This is a genomic window from Streptomyces sp. NPDC049687, from assembly GCF_044465285.1.
In the GTDB taxonomy this organism is placed as follows: Bacteria; Actinomycetota; Actinomycetes; order Streptomycetales; family Streptomycetaceae; genus Streptomyces.
Genome location: NZ_JBITLN010000005.1, coordinates 148,077 through 165,084 on the forward strand (window position 1 = coordinate 148,077; position 17,008 = coordinate 165,084).

Consider the following 17,008-nt stretch of genomic DNA (forward strand, 5'->3'; position numbering starts at 1 on the left):
AGGTGTACGGATCGGAGCGAGGACATGGCACCACGAAGCGCCCCCACCGCACGCCGCCTCCGCATCGGCATCGAACTTCGCCGCCTGCGGGAACGGGCGGGTATGACTGCCGCCGAGGCAGCCCGTTCCCTTGGCACCACTCAGGCACAGGTCAGCAACATCGAGGCCAACCGCTTCGGCATCAGCGCGGAACGCGTACGCACCCTGGCCCACATCTACGGCTGCACGGACGAACCCCACGTCGACGCCCTCGCCGACATGGCGGCAGACCGGACACGTGGCTGGTGGGAGGAGTACCGGGACACTCTGCCGCCCCGCCTACTCGACCTGTCCGAGCTGGAACACCACGCCACGGCCCTGCGCGTCACCCAGGTCATCAACATCCCCGGACTGCTCCAGACGCCGGAACACGCCCGCGCGCTGTTTCGGGAAGCCGTCCCGGCTCTGCGTCCGCATGAGATCGAATACCGCGTCTCCCACCGCATCAAGCGCCAGGCCCTCCTACACCGCGAGCAACCACCGCCATACACGGCGATCGTTCACGAGGCGGCTCTGCGTATGCAGTTCGGCGGCCGGAAGGTGGCCAAGGCTCAACTGACGCACCTGTCCGAGGCCAGTGAGCTGCCCAACATCACCGTCCGCGTGATCCCGTTCAACGGCACCTCGTTCCCCACCACGGGACACGCCGTCGACTACTTCCACGGTCCGGTTCCGACGCTGGACACCGTGGAGGTCGACACCGCACACGGTAGTGAACTCGTCGATGCAGCGGGACAGTTGGAGAAGTACCGTCTCGTCCTGGACCGCATGGAGGCGGTCGCGCAGAAACCCGCCGCCTCTCGCGACCTCATCCACCGCATCACCCAGGACATCTGAAGGGCGAGCCATGACCGAACTGAACTGGCAGAAGTCGACCTACAGCGAAGAAGGCTCCTCCTGCGTCTACCTCGCCACCACCCCCACCGGCACGATCCTCCTCCGGGAAAGTGACACCCCCACAACCATCCTCACCACCACGCCCCGCCAGATAAGCGCGCTGATAGCCACTCTCAAACAGCGCGCATAGAAAGCCTCGTTCAATCCTGCCATCAGGTGCCGCAGCGAACGGATCTCTCCGTCGGCGAGCACGCCCGAAGGGCGAACTCACGACCAACCGTACATTCGCCGACTTCAGTCACTCTCCATGGATCTTGACACGGGGCAGCTGACCGCATGAAGCAAGAGGTAACCTTCGGGTTCAGTGAACCGTCAGCCACTCTGGCGCGAGCCACGTGAAACACGTCGTCGAACTGAAGCAAGATTTCTTCTGCTTGCACCCCTGAAGCCCGCAAGTACTCCACTTGCTTTTTGGGATCCGCGCTGAGCAGGCCCAGCGTGTCAAGGGTCCACCGACGAAAGTCCGTCAACTTCCGACCGCTGGTCACCGAATGATTCCTCCCAGATCTCCTTCAGGGGCTACGACCCACAATAGGCACCCTCGCTATGATGGCCCCCGCCAGATTCCACCTGAGCATCCGACCGGTTGGATCTCCGCGACCCGAGTATTCACGAATCACCCAACCTACCCCCAGCGTTTCGTCCTCCCCTCCTAAGGGCTGAGGGAGTGTCGAAAATGTCGTCCGCCGAACGAATTCCGGGAAGCCTCCCAGTTTCTTCGCTAGCAGCCTGCTCAAACGCTCACCATCGGGGGCACTTGGGGCAACTGGAATTGGGAGTGTAAATCTAACGGCGGATCCGACGATCATGGGAGAGACGTCAAGTGACTGACGCCGTCGTGGAGTTGGAGACCGTAGAGCCTTTCGAGAGTGCCCAGTCCGGGCAGCCTGCGCCCTTGTCCGATGAGCAGCTGGTCGCGATGCTGGTGGAGCGGGACCGGTCGGAGGGGCTGCAGCTGACCGGGCAGGGTGGGCTGCTGCAGCAGCTGACCAAGCGGGTCTTGGAATCTGCCCTGGAAGGTGAGATCACCGATCACCTCGGCTATGAGAAGCACGATGCCGGCGGCCGGGGCAGCGGCAACTCCCGCAACGGGAGCCGGGCCAAGACCGTGCTGACCGACGTCGGTCCGGTCGAGGTCAAGGTCCCGCGTGACACCTCGGGCACGTTCGAGCCGCAGATCGTCAGGAAGCGGCAGCGGCGGCTGGCCGGAGTCGACGAGATGGTGCTGTCGCTGTCCGCGAAGTGACTCACGCACGGCGAGATCGCCGCTCACCTGGCCGAGGTCTACGGCGCGGAGGTGTCCAAACAGACCATCTCCACCATCACCGACACCGTGATGGAGGGCACGGCCGAATGGCAGAACCGGCCGCTGGACCGGGTCTACCCGGTCCTGTTCGTGGACGCCATCAACGTCAAGATCAGGGACGGGCAGGTCGCCAACCGTCCCATCTACGTCGTGGTGGCGGTGACCGTGGACGGCACCCGCGACATCCTCGGCATCTGGGCCGGCGACGGCGGCGAGGGCGCCAAGTACTGGCTGCACGTATTCACCGAGCTGAAGAACCGCGGCCTTAACGACGTGCTCATGCTGGTCTGCGACGGGCTCAAGGGCCTACCCGAGGCAGTGGAAGCCGTCTGGCCTCGCACGATTGTCCAGACGTGCGTGGTTCACCTCCTGCGGAACTCGTTCCGATACGCCGCCCGTCAGGACTGGGACAAGTTCGCCAAGGCCCTCAAGCCCGTCTACACCGCACCCAGCGAGGACGCGGCGACCGAGCGGTTCCTGGAGTTCCAGGAGGCGTGGGGGAAGAAGTACCCGGCGATCGTGAAGCTGTGGTCGGACGCCTGGGCCGAGTTCGTGCCCTTCCTCTCCTTCGACGTCGAGATCCGCAAGGTCATCTGCAGCACGAACGCGATCGAGAGCGTCAACGCCCGCATCCGCAGGGCCGTCCGCGCCCGCGGACACTTCCCCAACGAGGCGGCCGCCCTCAAGTGCATCTACATGGCACTGATGAGCCTGGACCCGACGGGCAAGGGCCGCAAAAGGTGGACCATGCGCTGGAAGGCACCACTCAACGCGTTCCAGATCGCCTTCGAGGGCCGCCTGACCCCGAGCAACAACTGACCACTCAACAACCAAGATCAGCCGTTAAATTGACACACCCTCACCCCGCGCGACCAGGCCGACAAGGCCGGCGACTTCACCGGCGACGGGCTGCCCGACATGATGGTGGTCACCTCCGCCGGCACCCTCGCCCTGTACCCGTCGCAAGCGGACAAGGACGACCTCGCCAAGGGCACCGGCGACCTGGACTACTCCATGGCGGGCGCCTACCAGGCCAACCCCGACAAGGATCCCAACGGGGACGACCTGCCTCCGTACACAGCCGCGCCCAGGGGTCACTTCAACGGCGCTCTGATCTCCCACAACGGCGACGTCTACGGCGGCGACGGCCTTCAGGACCTCGTAGTCCGCATCAAGGACAGACTCTGGATCTATCCCGGCGACGGCTACGGCGCGGTCAACATCGACAAGCGTCAGCAGATCCTGCTGCCGTCCAATGCCCCCAGTCCTGACACGATCACTCAGATCGTCGCCGCAGGTGACATCACCGGTGACGGTCGCACCGACTTCCTGGCAACTGTCGGCGAGGCCCTGTGGGCGTTCACCGGCTACCACGGGGCCACCGTCGACCAGGCCACGCGCCTGACCTCGTCCCCCTGGGCGAAGCGCGACCTCGTCACCGTCATGGACGTCACCGGCGACAAGGTCGCCGACCTGGTCTACCGCAGTGACGACACCAACCAGCTGCTGCTGCGCAAGGGCATCGCCGCAAGCACCGGCGGCGTTGACCTCACATCCCTGTCCTCGGCCGCGAACTCCGGCGACGGCGCCGACAGCGTGTACGGCGCCTCGGGCTGGAACAGCACCAACATCCCGCACATCATGGGTACGCCCGACGTCAACGGCGACGGCGTCCCGGACATCTGGACCGTACGAGCCGACGGTTCCGTGCGGTTGTACCCCGGCAGCAAGACCGCGTTGTCGGGCTCCGGAACGGAGATCATCGGGAAGAACGCCAACTGGACGACACGCATGGCGATCGGCTGAGAGGGGCGGGACAACGCCCGGCATTGGCCCGGACGCCGATGGGGTTCGGGCCCTGTCCCGCAGCGGCGACGGCGAGGGCCCCGCTCCTCCGAGGAGTGGGGCCCGCCGTGGTGGTGCCTGGGGGTCAGCCGCGGAGGATGCGGCCGTCCTTGTCGGTGCGGTCGTTGCTCGTGAGGAACAGGATGCCGTCGATCAGGGCCCAGATGCCGAGGCCGCCGCAGGTGAGGAGCTGGGCGATGCCGACGCCGACGGAGCCGACGTAGAAGCGGCCGATGCCGAGGGTGCCCAGGAAGAGCTGGAGGATACCGGCGACGATCTTGGACTTGTCGGAGTACGGGCGGCCCAGCGGGTCGACGCCGTAGGGGGCCTCGGGGGTGGGGACGGTCATGAGAACTGCTCCTGGGATGACTTCGAGTGACCGGAGCCGGCTTGCTCCGGACGAAAACCAGGAGGGATGCGACGAGATGTTCACCTGCGTCGACCGTCGCCGACGACCACGTCCATGCCTGGCGCCGACCACGCGCGGACGTCCCCCCTGTGTCCCGTGAGCCTAGAGAGACCGGTGGCGCGAATGGGAGTAGTCGGGAGGGATCGTTCCTGTTCCGTGATCAAAACACGTCAACTGCTCAGAAGATGTTCCGAACCACCGTCCACGTGACCGCGATACCGAGGACGACGGCAGTCGCCCGCCCGCCGAGACGGGGATGCCAGCTGCGGCCGTGCAGGCCCTCCCAGATCCAGCGGGCCAGGAGCGCGAGGGCGTAGGGGGAGGCGAGGAGCAGGACGCGGTTGTCCAGCCAGGCCTGGTCGAAGTGGCCGTGCATCAGGTCGTACGCCATGCGTGTGCCGCCGCAGGCCGGGCAGAGCAGGCCGGTGACCAGGCGGAACGGGCACTGCGGGAGGATGTGGCCGGGGTCGTGGGGGTTGGTGCCGTAGAGGTAGGCGGAGCCCGCCGCGCCGGCGGCCAGCACCGCGAGGGGTGCTGCCGCCGGGTGTCGCAGCGCGAGCGGGCGCTCCGCTTCAGCCACGCAGGACCCGTCCGTTGGAGTCGGTCTTGTCGTTGCTCGTCAGGATCATGATGCCGTCGACCAGGGCCCAGATGCCGAGGCCGCCGCAGGTGAAGAGCTGGGCGAGGCCGATGCCGACGTGGCCGATGTAGAACCGGCCGACGCCGAGGCTGCCCAGGGCGAGCTGAAGGACGCCCGCGACGACCTTCGACTTGTCGGAGTAGGGACGGCCGTAGGGGTCGTAGCCGTAGGGCGCGTTGGGGTCACCGGTGAAGGTGCCCGGCGGCACGTAACCGGGGGCGGCGTAACCGCCCTGCGGGTAGCCCTGCTGGTAGCCCGGCTGGGGGGCGCCCTGCTGCGGGTACCCGTAGGGGCCGGCCTGGCCGCCGGGCTGGCCGGCGTACGGGCCGGGGCCGCCGGCGTTGGGGTAGCCGTACCCGGGCTGGGGCGGCTGCTGGGGCTGCTGCGGGTGCTGCGGCTGTTCGGTCACGGCGTGTTCTCCCCGTTCGGATGGGCGGATGAGCGGATGAGCGGATGAGCGGATGAGCGGACTATCTGCGTGCAAGGAGGGTGGATGCCATCTTGCAGCAGAAAACCAACCCCGGAGAAGCCGGGGTGGGGTTGGCGGTCTCGACGGCAGGCATCCGGCACGGCGTTCGATGCCCCAACCGTACGAGCCGGCACCGACAATCACCGGTCCGTGCCGACCCTCCACCTATTCTGACGGTATGTCAGATGACGAGTCCTACGAACTGCTCGGGTTCGACAACGTCCTGCTCCCCGTCGGCGACCTCGGCGAGGCCGTGGGTTTCTACGAGCGGGCCGGGTTCGCGGTGGCGTTCCGGTTCGACGAGGGCGGGATCGCGCTGCTGAAGGTCGGGGGCGAGACGCCGGGGGTCCTGCTGCGACAGGAGGAGGCGCTGAGGCACCGGCCGCCGCCGTGGGCGTCGCCGCGGGTGTGGCTGGAGGTGCCCGACGCGCGCGTGGCGGCCCGGAGGCTGACCGAGGCCGGGATCACGCCGCTCGACCCGCCGTTCTCCGTGGCGACGGGATGGACGGTCGAGGTCGCGGATCCATGGGGGAACGTCCTGGGGTTCACCGACTACACCAAGCGGCCCGAGCTCGGCCGGAGGGTGTGACACAGGTCCCATCCACCCCCGCCGCAAGAAAGTTGAACACGTTCAAAAGAAGCCCTACAGTCATCCCCACAGCGTTTTGAACGCGTTCAAGTCCGCCTTGAAGGGGTGGGGAACATGGACCGCACGGTCATCGCCTACGTCATCTACCTGGTCGTCAGCATCGGTCTGACCGTCTGGGTCGCCCGGACCCTCAGCCACAACGGCCGGGTCTTCCTCGCCGACGTGCTGCAGGGGAACGAGAAGCTCGCCGACGCCGTCAACCACCTCCTGGTGGTCGGCTTCTACCTCGTCAACCTCGGTTTCGTCGCCCTCTACCTGAGCGGCGACGACACCATCGAGGACACCCGCGGCATCTTCGAGGCCCTGTCGACCAAGCTGGGCGTGGTGCTGCTGGTGCTCGGCGTGATGCACCTGGGCAACGTGTACGTGCTCAACAAGATCCGGCGGCGCGGGGTCATGGAGCGGGAGCAGGTCCCGCCGGTCTCCCCGCAGGGCTGGGCCGCTCCCTCGGCCGGGGCGTGACCCCCGTGCCCACCGCGGAAGCGAACGGTCACCGGGACGCCGTCGGCGTCCCGGTCCGCCGGCTCACCGTCTTCTACGACGCCGACTGCGCCCTGTGCGCCTTCGTCCGCGACTGGCTGGACCGTCAGCCGCAGCTCGTCCCGCTGGAGCTGGTCGCGGCCGGATCCGCCGAGGCCGCCGCCCGCTTCCCCGGGCTCGACCACGCCACCACCCTCGAGGAGATCACCGTCGTCGGCGACGGCGGCCAGATCTACCGGGGTGCCGCCGCCTGGATCGTCACCCTGTGGGCGCTGCGCGAGCACCGGCCGCTCGCCCACCGGCTGAGCACCCCCGCCGGGGCGAAACTCGCCAAGGGCGCGGTCCTGGCCGCCGCGAAGTGGCGCGGGGCGCAGCGCAAGGGCACCGGCTGGGGCGGCGGCGCGTACTACGCGGCCGACGGCTGGTCCTACGACCCGCACGGGGGCTGGACCTACACCCCGCCCGGCTGTACCGACGGCAGCTGCGCCACTCGTTAGGCTCCCTCCCGTGCCTGCGAACATCGAGAACCCCGGCGAGGACGTCCCGCCCGCCAGCAAGTCGGAGCAGACCCGCGCGCTGATCCTGGAGACGGCGATGCGGCTGTTCCAGGAACGCGGCTACGACAAGACGACGATGCGGGCCATCGCCCAGGAGGCCGGCGTCTCCGTGGGGAACGCCTACTACTACTTCGCCGGCAAGGAGTGGCTGATCCAGGGCTTCTACGACCGTCTCGCGGCCGAACACCGCGAGGCGGTCCGGGAGATCCTGGCCCGGGAGACGAGCCTGGAGGCCCGGATGGCGGGCGTCCTGCGGGTCTGGCTGGACGTGGCGACGCCCTACCACGAGTTCGCGGTGCAGTTCTTCAAGAACGCCGCCGACCCGGACAGCCCCCTCAGCCCGTTCTCGGCGGAGTCGGAGCACGCGCGCGTGGAGGCGATCGCCGTCCACAAGGAGGTGCTCGCGGGTTCGAAGGCGAAGGTTCCGGAGGAACTGCGGGACGTGCTCCCCGAGTTGATGTGGCTCTCGCAGATGGGCCTCGTCATGTACTGGATCTACGACCGTACGGAGGGCCGCGAGCGCAGCTACCGCCTCGCGGAACGGGGCGCGCGCCTCACCGCGCGGGGTGTGGCGCTCGCCCGGTTCCGCGTGCTGCGTCCCCTCGTGCTGGAGATCCACGAGCTGTTCACGGACTTCCTGCCCGGCATGACCAACGCCCTGCCGGACCCGCGGAAGAAGGGCGACAAGGACGCCAAGCGCGAGTAACCGTTCAGGCCCCCGGCCTCAGTTCACCTCGGTCGACTCCGGTACGTCCGTCAGCTCCACGTCGTGCGCCAGCGGCTCGTCCGCGACCGTCACCTGCCGGGCGTGGGAGGCGTACGTCGGTGCCGTCGTCGCCAGCAGGTAGGTCCCCGGCGACGGGACGGTGAGGATGTAGGAGCCGTCGGCGAGGGACGTGACATGGTCCAGCCGACGGCCGCCCTTGGACATCAGGGTGACCTCGGCGCCCTCGACGGGGTCACCGGTGACGTCCCGTACGAAGCCGTGGACGACCGAGGAGGGACCCTCACCGTTCGCGGTCACCGTTTCCTGCCCCTCCTCCTTCGGCTCCACCGCCAGATGCGGCAGCCGCTTCTCCAGCCAGACCGGCAGCCACCAGTTGGACGCGCCGAGGAGGTGCATCGCGGCCGGCACCAGGGCCGTGCGCAGGAGGAAGGCGTCCAGGGCGACCGCCGCCGCGAGGCCGACGCCCGCCATCGCGCCGCCCGAGTCGCCGCTCAGGACGAACGCGAGGAACACGCAGACCATGATCAGGGCCGCGGAGTTGATCACCCTGCTGGTCTCGGCCAGCCCGACCCGCACCGCGCGCGCGTTGTCCTTGGTGTGCACCCACTCCTCGTGCATCCGGCTGACCAGGAACACCTGGTAGTCCATCGACAGACCGAAGAGCAGGGACAGCATGATGACCGGCAGGAAGGCGTTGATGGGGCCCTCCTTGCCGAGGCCGAGCAGGTCCAGGCCCCAGCCCCACTGGAAGACGGCGACGAGGACGCCGAAGGAGGCCGCGGCCGCGACCAGGTTCATCACGGCGGCCGTCAGCGGCACCACCAGGGAGCGGAAGGCGATCAGCAGGAGCAGGAAGCCCAGGCCGATGATGGTCGCGATGAAGAGGGGCAGCCGGTCGCCCGTGACGGTCGCGAAGTCCTTGGAGACCGCGGTGACCCCGCCGACGTGCGCCTCGGCCCCGGCCTTCGGGATGACGTCGTCGCGCAGACGGTCGATCAGGGTGTCCGTCTCCTCGGACTGGGGCGAGGTCGTGGGCACCACCTGGATGACGGTGACGCCCTGCGCGGGCGGCAGGGCGGCCACCTGGGCGACGCCGGAGGTCGCCTCGATGTCCTTGACGAGCGCGGTGGCGTCGCCGCCGTCCACGACCACCTGGAGCGGCCCGTTGAAGCCCGGCCCGAAGCCCTCGGCGAGCAGGTCGTAGGCCTTGCGGGTGGTGGTGGAGGCGTCGTCGTTGCCCTGGTCGGTGGCGCCCAGGCGCAGCGACAGCACGGGCAGCGCGAGGACGGCCATGACGACCAGCGCGAGCGCGGCGATCGTACGGGGGCGGCGCTGCACGCTCGCCGACCAGCGGGCCGCGAGACCGCTCGCCTTCTCCACCTCGGGTCCCTCGGCGGCCAGCCGCCTGCGCTGCCTGCGGCTCAGCACACGCGGGCCGAGGAAGCCGAGGAGGGCGGGCAGCAGGGTGGTGGCGGCGAGGACGCTGAGGACCACCGTCAGCGAGGTGCCGATGACGACGCCGTCGAGGAAGCGCAGGTTCGTCACCAGCATGCCGGCGAGGGCGATGCAGACCGTGCCGCCCGCGAACAGCACCGCCCGCCCCGAGGTGTTCAGGGCGGTGACCGCGGACTCCTCCGGGGCGACCCCGCGCAGGATGCCCTTGCGGTGGCGGGTGACGATGAACAGGGCGTAGTCGATGCCGACGCCCAGGCCGATGAGGGAGGACAGCAGCGGGGCCAGGTCTGGGATGTCGGTCACGTGGCTCAGCAACTGGGTGGAGAACAGGCCCGTGCCGACGCCGAAGACCGCCACGGCGAGCGGCAGCAGCATCGCGAAGAGGGAGCCGAAGGCCAGGAACAGGACGACCGCCGCGGCCGCGAGGCCGACCATCTCGGCGAGACCGGTGGGCGGTTCCTGCACGCGCTGGATGGCCTGGCCGCCCAGTTCGACCTCCAGGCCGTCCCGTTCGGCGCCCCGCGCGGTGTCGACGACGTCCTGGACGAGTTCCTTGGGCACGGCGTTCGCCTGGTCGGCGAAGGTGATCTGGGCGTACGCGATCTTCCCGTCGCCGCTGATCTGCGACGCGCCCTGGTCCGAGTAGGGGCCGGTGACCCCGCCGACGCCCTTCATCCTCGCCATCTCGTCGAGCGCGGGCTGGATCCGGGACCGTACGTCCTGGTCGCGGACCGTGCCCTCGTCGACCTTCCAGACGACCGTGTCGGTGTCGCCCGCGCGCGCGGGGAACGCCTTCTCCATCAGGTCGTACGCCTTCTTGGAGTCCGTGTCGGGGAGGGAGAAGACGTTCGCGTAGTCCGTGCCCGCCGTCGAGGCCGAGAATCCCAGGCCGAACAGCGCCCCCACCCAGAGCAACAGGACCACCAGCCGATGCCGGTAGCACCAGCGTGCCAATGCCGCCACGTTCGCAACTCCTCACACACAGTCGACGGGTCCCCCAGGTCCTGGACCAAGGATTGGCGGCGGCACGCGCGCGTGGACATCGCGCGGCCATGACTCTCAAGGAACTCCAAAGCGGGAACCGGACCGGATTGTCGGTGGGCCCGTCGATACTGGGGGCATGTCGACGGCTTCCGGCACCGTGCTGGTCGTGGAGGACGAGCCGAGCATCGCGGACGTCCTCGCCATCGCGCTGCGCTTCCACCGCTTCGAGGTCATGATCGCGGGCACGGTGCGCGAGGCCCTCGCCCTCGCCGGGCGCACCCGGCCCGACGTGGCGCTGCTCGACGTGATGCTCCCGGACGGGGACGGACGGGCGCTCGGGCGGGAACTGCGCGAGCGGCGGCCCGACCTGGCGGTGGTGTTCCTCACCGCCCGGGACGCGCCCGCCGAGATCGTCGGCGCGCTCGGCTTCGGCGACGACTACATCACCAAGCCGTTCGACATCGACGTGGTCGTCGCCCGGATCACGGCGGTCCTGCGGCGGACCCGCCCGGCGGACGTCCTGCCGCAGCGGCCGCCACTGCGCTACGGCGACCTGGAGCTGGACGAGACGACGTACAGCGCGCACCGCGCGGGCCGCTCGGTCGAGCTGACCCCGACGGAGTACGCGCTGCTGCGGTTCCTGGTGCGCAACGGCGGCCGGATCGTGCCCAAGGAGCAGCTCCTGCGCCATGTCTGGCAGTACGAGCACACGCCGCCGGAGTCGACGGTCGTCGAGACCTACATCAGCTATCTGCGGCGCAAGCTGGAGGCCCTGGGACCGCCGGTGATCACCACGCGGCGGGGCGTGGGATACGGGCTGACATGAGGAGGCCACGGGCCTTGCGGTGGGGACGCGGGACGCGCTCCCTGCGGGCGCGGCTGACGCTGGCGAACGTGGCGCTGCTCGCCATCGGCATCGTCGCGGCGACCGCGGTGAGCCTGATGGGCATGCGGCACTACCTGATCGGCCAGATCGACGCCGAGCTGACCAAGATGCGTGACTCGCTGGGCAGTTCGCGGCTCACGCTGCGGCAGATCGACTCGCTGAGCGTGCTCGGTGTGGTCCGCGACCGGATCGTGCCCACCGGCTCGGACGACCGGCCGACCCCGGACTCGATCTTCGCCGCCGTCGACGGGCGGGGTGAGGCGCTGACCCTGTTCGACATCAAGCCCACCGACGCCCAGCGCGGGCTGGCGGACGCGGTGGACGACCCGCGCGCCCTCGCCGCCGACCCCGACCCGCGCGAGGTCAGCGTGCACGGGGCGCCGTACCGGGTGACCGCGAGCCGGCTCGCCGACGGCCCCTATGTGCTGCTGGCGACCTCCACCGAGGCCCTGCACCGGGGTATAGCCAAGGCCCTCAGGCTGGATCTCGCGGTCGGCACACTGCTGCTGGCGCTGCTCGCCTGTCTCACCCTGTTCAGCGTGCGACGGCGGATGCGGCCGCTGGAGGACATGGTGGAGACGTCGTCGGCGATAGCGGAGGGCGATCTGACCCGGCGGGTGCCCTCCAGCCGGGAGGCCACCCTGGAGGTCGAGCAGCTGCGGGTCGCCCTGAACTCCATGCTCCACCAGGTGGAGACGGCGTACCGGACACGTGAGCGCAGCGCGACCCAGCTGCGCCGTTTCGTCGCCGACGCCTCGCACGAGCTGCGCACTCCGCTGTCCGCGATCCGCGGCTATCTCCAGCTGTACGACCAGGGGATGCTGCGCGAGCCGGAGGAGCGCAGGCGGGCCTGGGACCGGATGAACGGCGAGGTGGACCGGATGGGCCGGCTCGTCGACGAGCTGCTCACCCTGGCCCGGCTCGACCAGCGGCCCGAACTGCGGCTGCGGAACGTGGACGTGAGCCGGCTGGTGCGGGACGCGGCCGAGGACCTGCGGGCGCAGCAGCCGGGGCGGCCGGTCACGGTCGACGCGGACGGGGCGCTGCTGGTGCGGGCCGACGAGTCGGGGCTGCGGCAGGTGCTGGGCAATCTGGTGGCCAACGTCCGGACGCACACGCCCGCCGATGTGCCGGTGCGGCTGGGGGCGGAGCGTGCGGACGGGGTCGTACGGCTGTCGGTGGAGGACAAGGGGCCGGGGCTTAACGCGGAGGACGCGGCGCGGGTCTTCGACCGCTTCTTCCGGGCGGGCGGTGGCGCGGGCAGCGGGCTGGGGCTGGCGATCGTGCAGGGGGTGGTGCGGGCGCACGGCGGCGAGGTGAGCGTACGGACGGCGCCGGGCGAGGGGCTGGGGGTGACGGTGGAACTGCCGACGCGGCCGAAGGCGTGCGTCTAGGTGTTCTGTCGCTGGCGCCGCGCCACCTTTCTCTGCTCTCCTACCTGCTCTTTGACGGTCCGATGACCGTGAACGAGCTGGCCGCTCGGCTCCAGGTCGCCCCAACGACGGTGAGCTTGCTGGTCGGCGACCTGAGTCGGCAGGGAATCCTGGAGCGACGCGAGGACAAGGCGGACCGGCGCCGGCGGATCATCGGCATCGCGGCCGACCAACAAGACGCAATCGCTTCCTGGCTCGCCCCAGGCGCGGCTGCATGGCGCAAGGCACTGGCCCCCCTGACACCGGGTCAGCGGCAGATTTTCCTCGACACGCTGCTCGCTTACGAGGCCGCGGTCAGCGGCGAGGAGCCGGGCTGAGCCGAGTCCTGGCCGCGGACTGCCCCCGCGCATGAGTTGATGCCCGTCGGCGGGTTGCGATGCCGCTGCCAGGCGCCGAACTGCGAAGGTGGGGGCTGCCTTTCACATGTTGCCGCCTCTCGAAGCGTCGTCGCCTCTCAAGCGGTCACGACCAGGGCCCACACCGTCTTGCCGTGCCGCCCCCTGCTCCATACGCCCCACGCGGTGGCCAGGTGTTCCACGAGGTGCAGGCCGCGGCCGTGTTCGTCCCCTTCGTCGACCGCCCGCAGCCGGGGTTCGTGCCGGCCCTCGTCGGAGACCTCGATGAGACAGGAGCCGTCCGCGAGCGCGGTGACCGCGACCTCGAACTCCCGCTCCCGCAGGGGCCCGTGGCGTATGACGTTGGTGGCCAGCTCGGACACCACGAGCACCGCGTCGGCCAGCGCCCGGTCGTCCGGGCCGTGGCCCCACTCCGTCAGGTGGTCCCGCACCCGGTGCCGGGCCAGGCCGACGGACGCCGGATGCCGGGGCAGCCGAAAGGAGTTGCGTCTCAGCACATCTGCTCCTCACCCCGTGCACACCTCCGTCACTCACCCTGTCGGGTGACTGCCCGGTGTGGGAGGGGCGCATGCCCCGCGGTTCAGATCCAGTCCAGGGCCCACAGGCGGAACACGCCGTTGCCGTCCGCCAGGTACTGGCCGCCGCCGATGTCCGAGGTGGTGACGACGTACTCCTTGCGCTGCCACAGCGGGATCACCGGCACGTCGTCGGCGATGAGCTGCTGGAGGTTCTTGAAGTCGTCGGAGACCTGGCTGCGGTCGGCGTACCGCTGGCTGTCGGTGATGTACCGGTCGACGGTCTTGTTGCTGTAGCCGGTGTTCATGGTGGAGCCGCTGCCGACGAGCGGGCCCGCGTAGGTGTCCGGATCGGGATAGTCGGCGACCCAGCCGACGGCGTACGCGTCGAGCTTGCCGGTGGCCCAGCGCTTCTGGAAATCGGTCCACTCGTAACCCTTGACGTTCACCTTGAACAGGCCGCTGGCCTCCAGCTGCCGCTTGAGCTCCTTCGCCTCGGCGGCGGCCGCGCCGCTGCCCAGGCCGTAGCCGTAGGTGAAGCGGACCGGGATGCTGACGCCGGCCTCCTCCAGGAGCTTGCGGGCCTTCTCGGAGTTCTGGTCCGGGTAGGTGTCGAAGAACGAGGTCGTGTGGCCGGTGAGGCCGGCCGGGATCAGCGAGTACAGCGGGTCGACGGTGCCGTCGTACACGGTCGCGGCGAGCTGTTCACGGTCGATCAGCCAGGCCATCGCCTTGCGCACGTTCGTGGAGTGCAGCGGCGAGGAGGCCCGGGTGTCGAAGTACAGGTTGCGGGTCTCGGAGCTGTCGGCCTCGCTGACGCGCTGGTCGGGGTCGCTGGCGTTGAGGGCGGCGAGGGTCGCGGGCGGCAGCTGGCGGGTGGCCGCGTCGACCTTCTTGGCCTTCCACGCCTTCTCCAGCGCGTCCGGGTCGGAGTAGTAGCGCAGCGCGATCGGCGAGCCGGTCTTCACCGCGCCCTTGTAGCGCGAGTTGGGCTCGAGGCGGACCTGCTTGCCCTTCTTGTACGAGGTCAGCGTGTACGGGCCGGTGCCGTCGACGGAGTTCCCGGTGCGCAGGCCGTCCGCCGGATAGCGGGTGTGGTCGACGATCGAACCGGCGCCGGTGGCCACCTTGAACGGGAAGGTGGCGTCCGGCGTGGACAGGTGGAAGGTGACCTTCAGGCCGTTGGCGTCGACCGACTTCAGCGTGGAGAACAGCGAGGCCGGACCGACATCGGAGTTGATCTTCCTGACCCGGTCGAAGGAGAACTTCACGTCCTCGGCGGTGACCTTGTTGCCGCTGGGGAAGGTGAGGTCGTCGCGCAGTTCGCACGTATACGTCGTCAGCCCGCCCTTCGCGAAGGAGCAGCTCTTGGCCGCGTCCGGCACGGGCGAGACGCCGCCCGGCGCGTACGTCAGCAGCGACTGGAAGACGTTGCTGAACAGCGCCCAGGAACCGGCGTCGTAGGCGCCTGCCGGATCGAGTGAGGTGATGGTGTCCGTCGTACCCACCGTGATGGTGGCGCCGCTGTTGTCGTCGGACGGCAGCAATTGCCAGCCGCCCACTCCGACAATCGCGAGAACCAACAGCGTCACGAGGATCCGCATGCGAACTGATCGCATGGTGATGTCCTGCCCTCCCCAGGCCCAAAAGGCCCCAGTACTTCCCACAACTACGCAGCGAGCCACCCCCCTTGGTGGCGCGGCTCACCTAATCACAGGCGTTTGAGGCGGGGGAAGGGATTCCGGGGAGATGAGAAAGAACTTACCGACGCGCTGTTTCGGCCGGGTTTCACAGCGCATTCTCAGGTTTTCCGCTCCTTCTCGGTTTTCCGCTCCTTCTCAGGTTTTCCGTGCGGCCAGCTCGATCACCGTGATGTCCGACGGGGCGCCCACACGCGTGGGCGGGCCCCAGGCGCCGGCGCCCCGGGAGACGTACAGCTGGGTGTCGCCGTAGCGCTCCAGGCCGGCCACGGTCGGGTTCGCGGCCTCGGCGATCAGGCTGCCGGGCCAGAGCTGGCCGCCGTGGGTGTGGCCGGAGAGCTGGAGGTCGACACCGTGGCGTACGGCGTCGTGGATCTGGACGGGCTGGTGGGCGAGGAGCACGCACGCGCGCGTGGTGTCCCGGTCGCCCAGTGCCCGGCTGAAGTCGGGGCCCTGGCCCTCGCTCTCGCCCGCGATGTCGTTGACGCCGGCCAGGTCGAACCAGGGGAGTTCGGTGCGGGCGTTCTCCAGGGGGTCGATGCCCAGCCGGCGCACCTCCTCGACCCACTGTTCGGCGCCGGAGAAGTACTCGTGGTTGCCGGTGACGAAGAAGCTGCCGTGGCGGGCCCGCAGTCGGGACAGCGGTGCGGCCGCCGGACCCAGGTCCTTCACGCTGCCGTCGACCAGGTCGCCGACGACCGCGATCAGGTCGGGCTGCGTCGCGTTGATCGTGTCGACGACCTTCTGCGCGAAGCCCCGGCCGAGGACCGGGCCGAGGTGGATGTCGCTGACGACCGCGATCCGGTAGCCGTGGGCGGCGCGCGGGAGCTTGGCCAGCGGGACGGTCACCCGCTTGACCCGCGGGCCGCGCAGGACGCCGTAGGTGCCCTGGCCGACGGTCCCGACGGCGACGGTCGCGGCCGCGCCTCCGACGACCCGGGAGACGAAGAGACGGCGGGAGGGGGTGGACGGCGGTTCGGGCGCCTCGGCGGATTCCGGCCGTTCCTCGGCGGGCACCCCGGCCGGCACGGCGGCCCCGACGGCCACGGGCTCCTCGACCGGCCGGGTCCGCTTCTCCCGCCGTTCCAGGAACCGGCGCAGCAGTGGTCGTACGGCCTCCCCCGCGACGGTCCCGAGCAGCAGGTAGACCGACAGGGCCAGCCACAGGAAGCCCGGCCAGGCCAGGGTGCGCTGGAGCCAGAAGGGGGCGCCGGTGCGTTCGGCGACGAGGGCGCCGATCGCCAGGGCCCAGCCGCCCGCGATCAGTACGGCGCCGGCGCGGCGCGCCCAGCCGGGGCCGCGGGTGGTGTCGCGGAACAGACGCCGCCACAGATACCAGTTGGCGCCGACCAGCACGGTCAGCGCGAGCAGCAGGAAGACGATCACCATCGGCTATGACGTCCGGCGCAGTGCGCGCAGACCGCGCAACCCGATGACCCCGATGGCCGTCCCCAATACGAAGGAGACGACGGCGAGCGTCAGGTGCACCCAGAAGTACGCCGTGGGATCACCGTCGTCGAAGGCGAGCCCGCTGCTGTCCTTGACCAGGTTTTTGACGAAAGTGACCCAGATGACCCAGCTCCACACCCCGAAGGCGAGCAGGAACCAGGAGAGGGGGCGGCTGAGCTTCATGGGTTCAGTATCGCCATCGGGTGTCCGGT

General features: G+C 69.5%; 16 protein-coding genes and 3 pseudogenes. 11 read left to right on the forward strand and 8 right to left on the reverse strand.

Going from position 1 to position 17,008, the window contains the following annotated elements; all coding sequences use genetic code 11:
• Positions 1 to 24 precede the first annotated feature (24 nt).
• From ACIBVL_RS17715 to ACIBVL_RS17730, 4 genes and pseudogenes are all read left to right on the forward strand, one after another.
• Positions 25 to 876 (forward strand): helix-turn-helix domain-containing protein, encoded by an 852-nt coding sequence (locus tag ACIBVL_RS17715; RefSeq protein ID WP_399098080.1) that lies wholly within the window; start codon positions 25 to 27, stop codon positions 874 to 876.
• Positions 877 to 886: 10 nt separating this feature from the next.
• Complete coding sequence (locus ACIBVL_RS17720) at positions 887 to 1,066, forward strand: DUF397 domain-containing protein (protein WP_399098081.1); 180 nt, start codon at positions 887 to 889, stop codon at positions 1,064 to 1,066.
• Between the two features lie 789 nt (positions 1,067 to 1,855).
• A pseudogene (locus ACIBVL_RS17725) lies at positions 1,856 to 3,061 on the forward strand (IS256 family transposase).
• Between the two features lie 39 nt (positions 3,062 to 3,100).
• Positions 3,101 to 4,048, forward strand: a pseudogene (locus ACIBVL_RS17730) (hypothetical protein); the annotation flags it as partial.
• A 124-nt stretch (positions 4,049 to 4,172) separates the two neighbouring features.
• Here ACIBVL_RS17730 and ACIBVL_RS17735 read toward each other — a convergent pair.
• The 3 genes from ACIBVL_RS17735 to ACIBVL_RS17745 all read right to left on the reverse strand — a co-directional run bounded on the left by ACIBVL_RS17735 (position 4,173) and on the right by ACIBVL_RS17745 (position 5,545).
• Positions 4,173 to 4,436 (reverse strand): TM2 domain-containing protein, encoded by a 264-nt coding sequence (locus ACIBVL_RS17735; RefSeq protein ID WP_399098082.1) that lies wholly within the window; start codon positions 4,434 to 4,436, stop codon positions 4,173 to 4,175.
• Between the two features lie 238 nt (positions 4,437 to 4,674).
• On the reverse strand, positions 4,675 to 5,076 hold the full coding sequence (locus ACIBVL_RS17740; protein WP_399098084.1) for a DUF2752 domain-containing protein: 402 nt from the start codon (positions 5,074 to 5,076) through the stop codon (positions 4,675 to 4,677).
• A complete protein-coding gene (locus ACIBVL_RS17745) occupies positions 5,069 to 5,545 on the reverse strand; it encodes a TM2 domain-containing protein (protein WP_399098085.1) in 477 nt (158 codons plus the stop codon). Before ACIBVL_RS17745 ends, ACIBVL_RS17740 begins: the two co-directional genes overlap by 8 nt.
• Before the next feature lie 238 nt (positions 5,546 to 5,783).
• Here ACIBVL_RS17745 and ACIBVL_RS17750 point away from each other — a divergent pair, with 238 nt between their 5' ends.
• The 4 genes from ACIBVL_RS17750 to ACIBVL_RS17765 all read left to right on the forward strand — a co-directional run bounded on the left by ACIBVL_RS17750 (position 5,784) and on the right by ACIBVL_RS17765 (position 7,997).
• A complete protein-coding gene (locus tag ACIBVL_RS17750; protein ID WP_399098087.1) occupies positions 5,784 to 6,194 on the forward strand; it encodes a VOC family protein in 411 nt (136 codons plus the stop codon).
• A gap of 114 nt (positions 6,195 to 6,308) precedes the next feature.
• A complete protein-coding gene (locus ACIBVL_RS17755) occupies positions 6,309 to 6,716 on the forward strand; it encodes a hypothetical protein (protein ID WP_399098088.1) in 408 nt (135 codons plus the stop codon).
• Positions 6,713 to 7,231 carry a thiol-disulfide oxidoreductase DCC family protein gene (locus ACIBVL_RS17760; RefSeq protein ID WP_399098089.1) on the forward strand — a complete coding sequence of 173 codons (519 nt, stop codon included), beginning with the start codon at positions 6,713 to 6,715 and terminating at the stop codon, positions 7,229 to 7,231. The genes ACIBVL_RS17755 and ACIBVL_RS17760 overlap by 4 nt, the downstream gene beginning before the upstream one ends.
• Positions 7,232 to 7,241: 10 nt before the next feature.
• Positions 7,242 to 7,997, forward strand: a complete 756-nt coding sequence (locus tag ACIBVL_RS17765) for a TetR family transcriptional regulator (RefSeq protein ID WP_399098090.1) — start codon at positions 7,242 to 7,244, stop codon at positions 7,995 to 7,997.
• Positions 7,998 to 8,015: 18 nt separating this feature from the next.
• Here ACIBVL_RS17765 and ACIBVL_RS17770 read toward each other — a convergent pair whose 3' ends face one another.
• Positions 8,016 to 10,427, reverse strand: a complete 2,412-nt coding sequence (locus ACIBVL_RS17770; RefSeq protein WP_399098437.1) for an MMPL family transporter — start codon at positions 10,425 to 10,427, stop codon at positions 8,016 to 8,018.
• Between the two features lie 166 nt (positions 10,428 to 10,593).
• On the opposite strand from ACIBVL_RS17770, the gene ACIBVL_RS17775 reads away from it, so the two are divergent.
• The 3 genes and pseudogenes from ACIBVL_RS17775 to ACIBVL_RS17785 form a co-directional block, all read left to right on the forward strand.
• The gene (locus tag ACIBVL_RS17775) at positions 10,594 to 11,283 is read left to right on the forward strand and encodes a response regulator transcription factor (protein ID WP_399098091.1); all 690 of its coding nucleotides are present in this window, start codon (positions 10,594 to 10,596) and stop codon (positions 11,281 to 11,283) included.
• Entirely contained in the window at positions 11,280 to 12,737 is a 1,458-nt protein-coding gene (locus ACIBVL_RS17780; protein WP_399098092.1) for an ATP-binding protein, read from the forward strand. Before ACIBVL_RS17775 ends, ACIBVL_RS17780 begins: the two co-directional genes overlap by 4 nt.
• Before the next feature lie 5 nt (positions 12,738 to 12,742).
• Positions 12,743 to 13,093, forward strand: a pseudogene (locus ACIBVL_RS17785) (MarR family winged helix-turn-helix transcriptional regulator); the annotation flags it as partial.
• Positions 13,094 to 13,230: 137 nt separating this feature from the next.
• On the opposite strand, the gene ACIBVL_RS17790 reads toward ACIBVL_RS17785, so the two are convergent.
• The 4 genes from ACIBVL_RS17790 to ACIBVL_RS17805 all read right to left on the reverse strand — a co-directional run bounded on the left by ACIBVL_RS17790 (position 13,231) and on the right by ACIBVL_RS17805 (position 16,979).
• Positions 13,231 to 13,629, reverse strand: a complete 399-nt coding sequence (locus ACIBVL_RS17790; RefSeq protein WP_399098093.1) for an ATP-binding protein — start codon at positions 13,627 to 13,629, stop codon at positions 13,231 to 13,233.
• A gap of 83 nt (positions 13,630 to 13,712) precedes the next feature.
• Entirely contained in the window at positions 13,713 to 15,266 is a 1,554-nt protein-coding gene (locus ACIBVL_RS17795) for an ABC transporter substrate-binding protein (RefSeq protein ID WP_399098094.1), read from the reverse strand.
• Between the two features lie 219 nt (positions 15,267 to 15,485).
• Positions 15,486 to 16,736 (reverse strand): metallophosphoesterase, encoded by a 1,251-nt coding sequence (locus ACIBVL_RS17800; protein ID WP_399098095.1) that lies wholly within the window; start codon positions 16,734 to 16,736, stop codon positions 15,486 to 15,488.
• 3 nt (positions 16,737 to 16,739) lie between these two features.
• A complete protein-coding gene (locus tag ACIBVL_RS17805) occupies positions 16,740 to 16,979 on the reverse strand; it encodes an SCO4848 family membrane protein (protein WP_399098097.1) in 240 nt (79 codons plus the stop codon).
• Positions 16,980 to 17,008: the final 29 nt, after the last annotated feature.

What these genes read in the sequence shown, in the direction of transcription:
- ACIBVL_RS17755 (WP_399098088.1), top strand. Translation starts at nt 6,309, where the DNA reads ATGGACCGCACGGTCATCGCCTACGTCATCTACCTGGTCGTCAGCATC.
- ACIBVL_RS17750 (WP_399098087.1), top strand. Translation starts at nt 5,784, where the DNA reads ATGTCAGATGACGAGTCCTACGAACTGCTCGGGTTCGACAACGTCCTG.
- ACIBVL_RS17795 (WP_399098094.1), bottom strand. Translation starts at nt 15,266, where the DNA reads ATGCGATCAGTTCGCATGCGGATCCTCGTGACGCTGTTGGTTCTCGCG.
- ACIBVL_RS17805 (WP_399098097.1), bottom strand. Translation starts at nt 16,979, where the DNA reads ATGAAGCTCAGCCGCCCCCTCTCCTGGTTCCTGCTCGCCTTCGGGGTG.
- ACIBVL_RS17800 (WP_399098095.1), bottom strand. Translation starts at nt 16,736, where the DNA reads ATGGTGATCGTCTTCCTGCTGCTCGCGCTGACCGTGCTGGTCGGCGCC.
- ACIBVL_RS17715 (WP_399098080.1), top strand. Translation starts at nt 25, where the DNA reads ATGGCACCACGAAGCGCCCCCACCGCACGCCGCCTCCGCATCGGCATC.
- ACIBVL_RS17735 (WP_399098082.1), bottom strand. Translation starts at nt 4,436, where the DNA reads ATGACCGTCCCCACCCCCGAGGCCCCCTACGGCGTCGACCCGCTGGGC.
- ACIBVL_RS17775 (WP_399098091.1), top strand. Translation starts at nt 10,594, where the DNA reads ATGTCGACGGCTTCCGGCACCGTGCTGGTCGTGGAGGACGAGCCGAGC.
- ACIBVL_RS17780 (WP_399098092.1), top strand. Translation starts at nt 11,280, where the DNA reads ATGAGGAGGCCACGGGCCTTGCGGTGGGGACGCGGGACGCGCTCCCTG.
- ACIBVL_RS17720 (WP_399098081.1), top strand. Translation starts at nt 887, where the DNA reads ATGACCGAACTGAACTGGCAGAAGTCGACCTACAGCGAAGAAGGCTCC.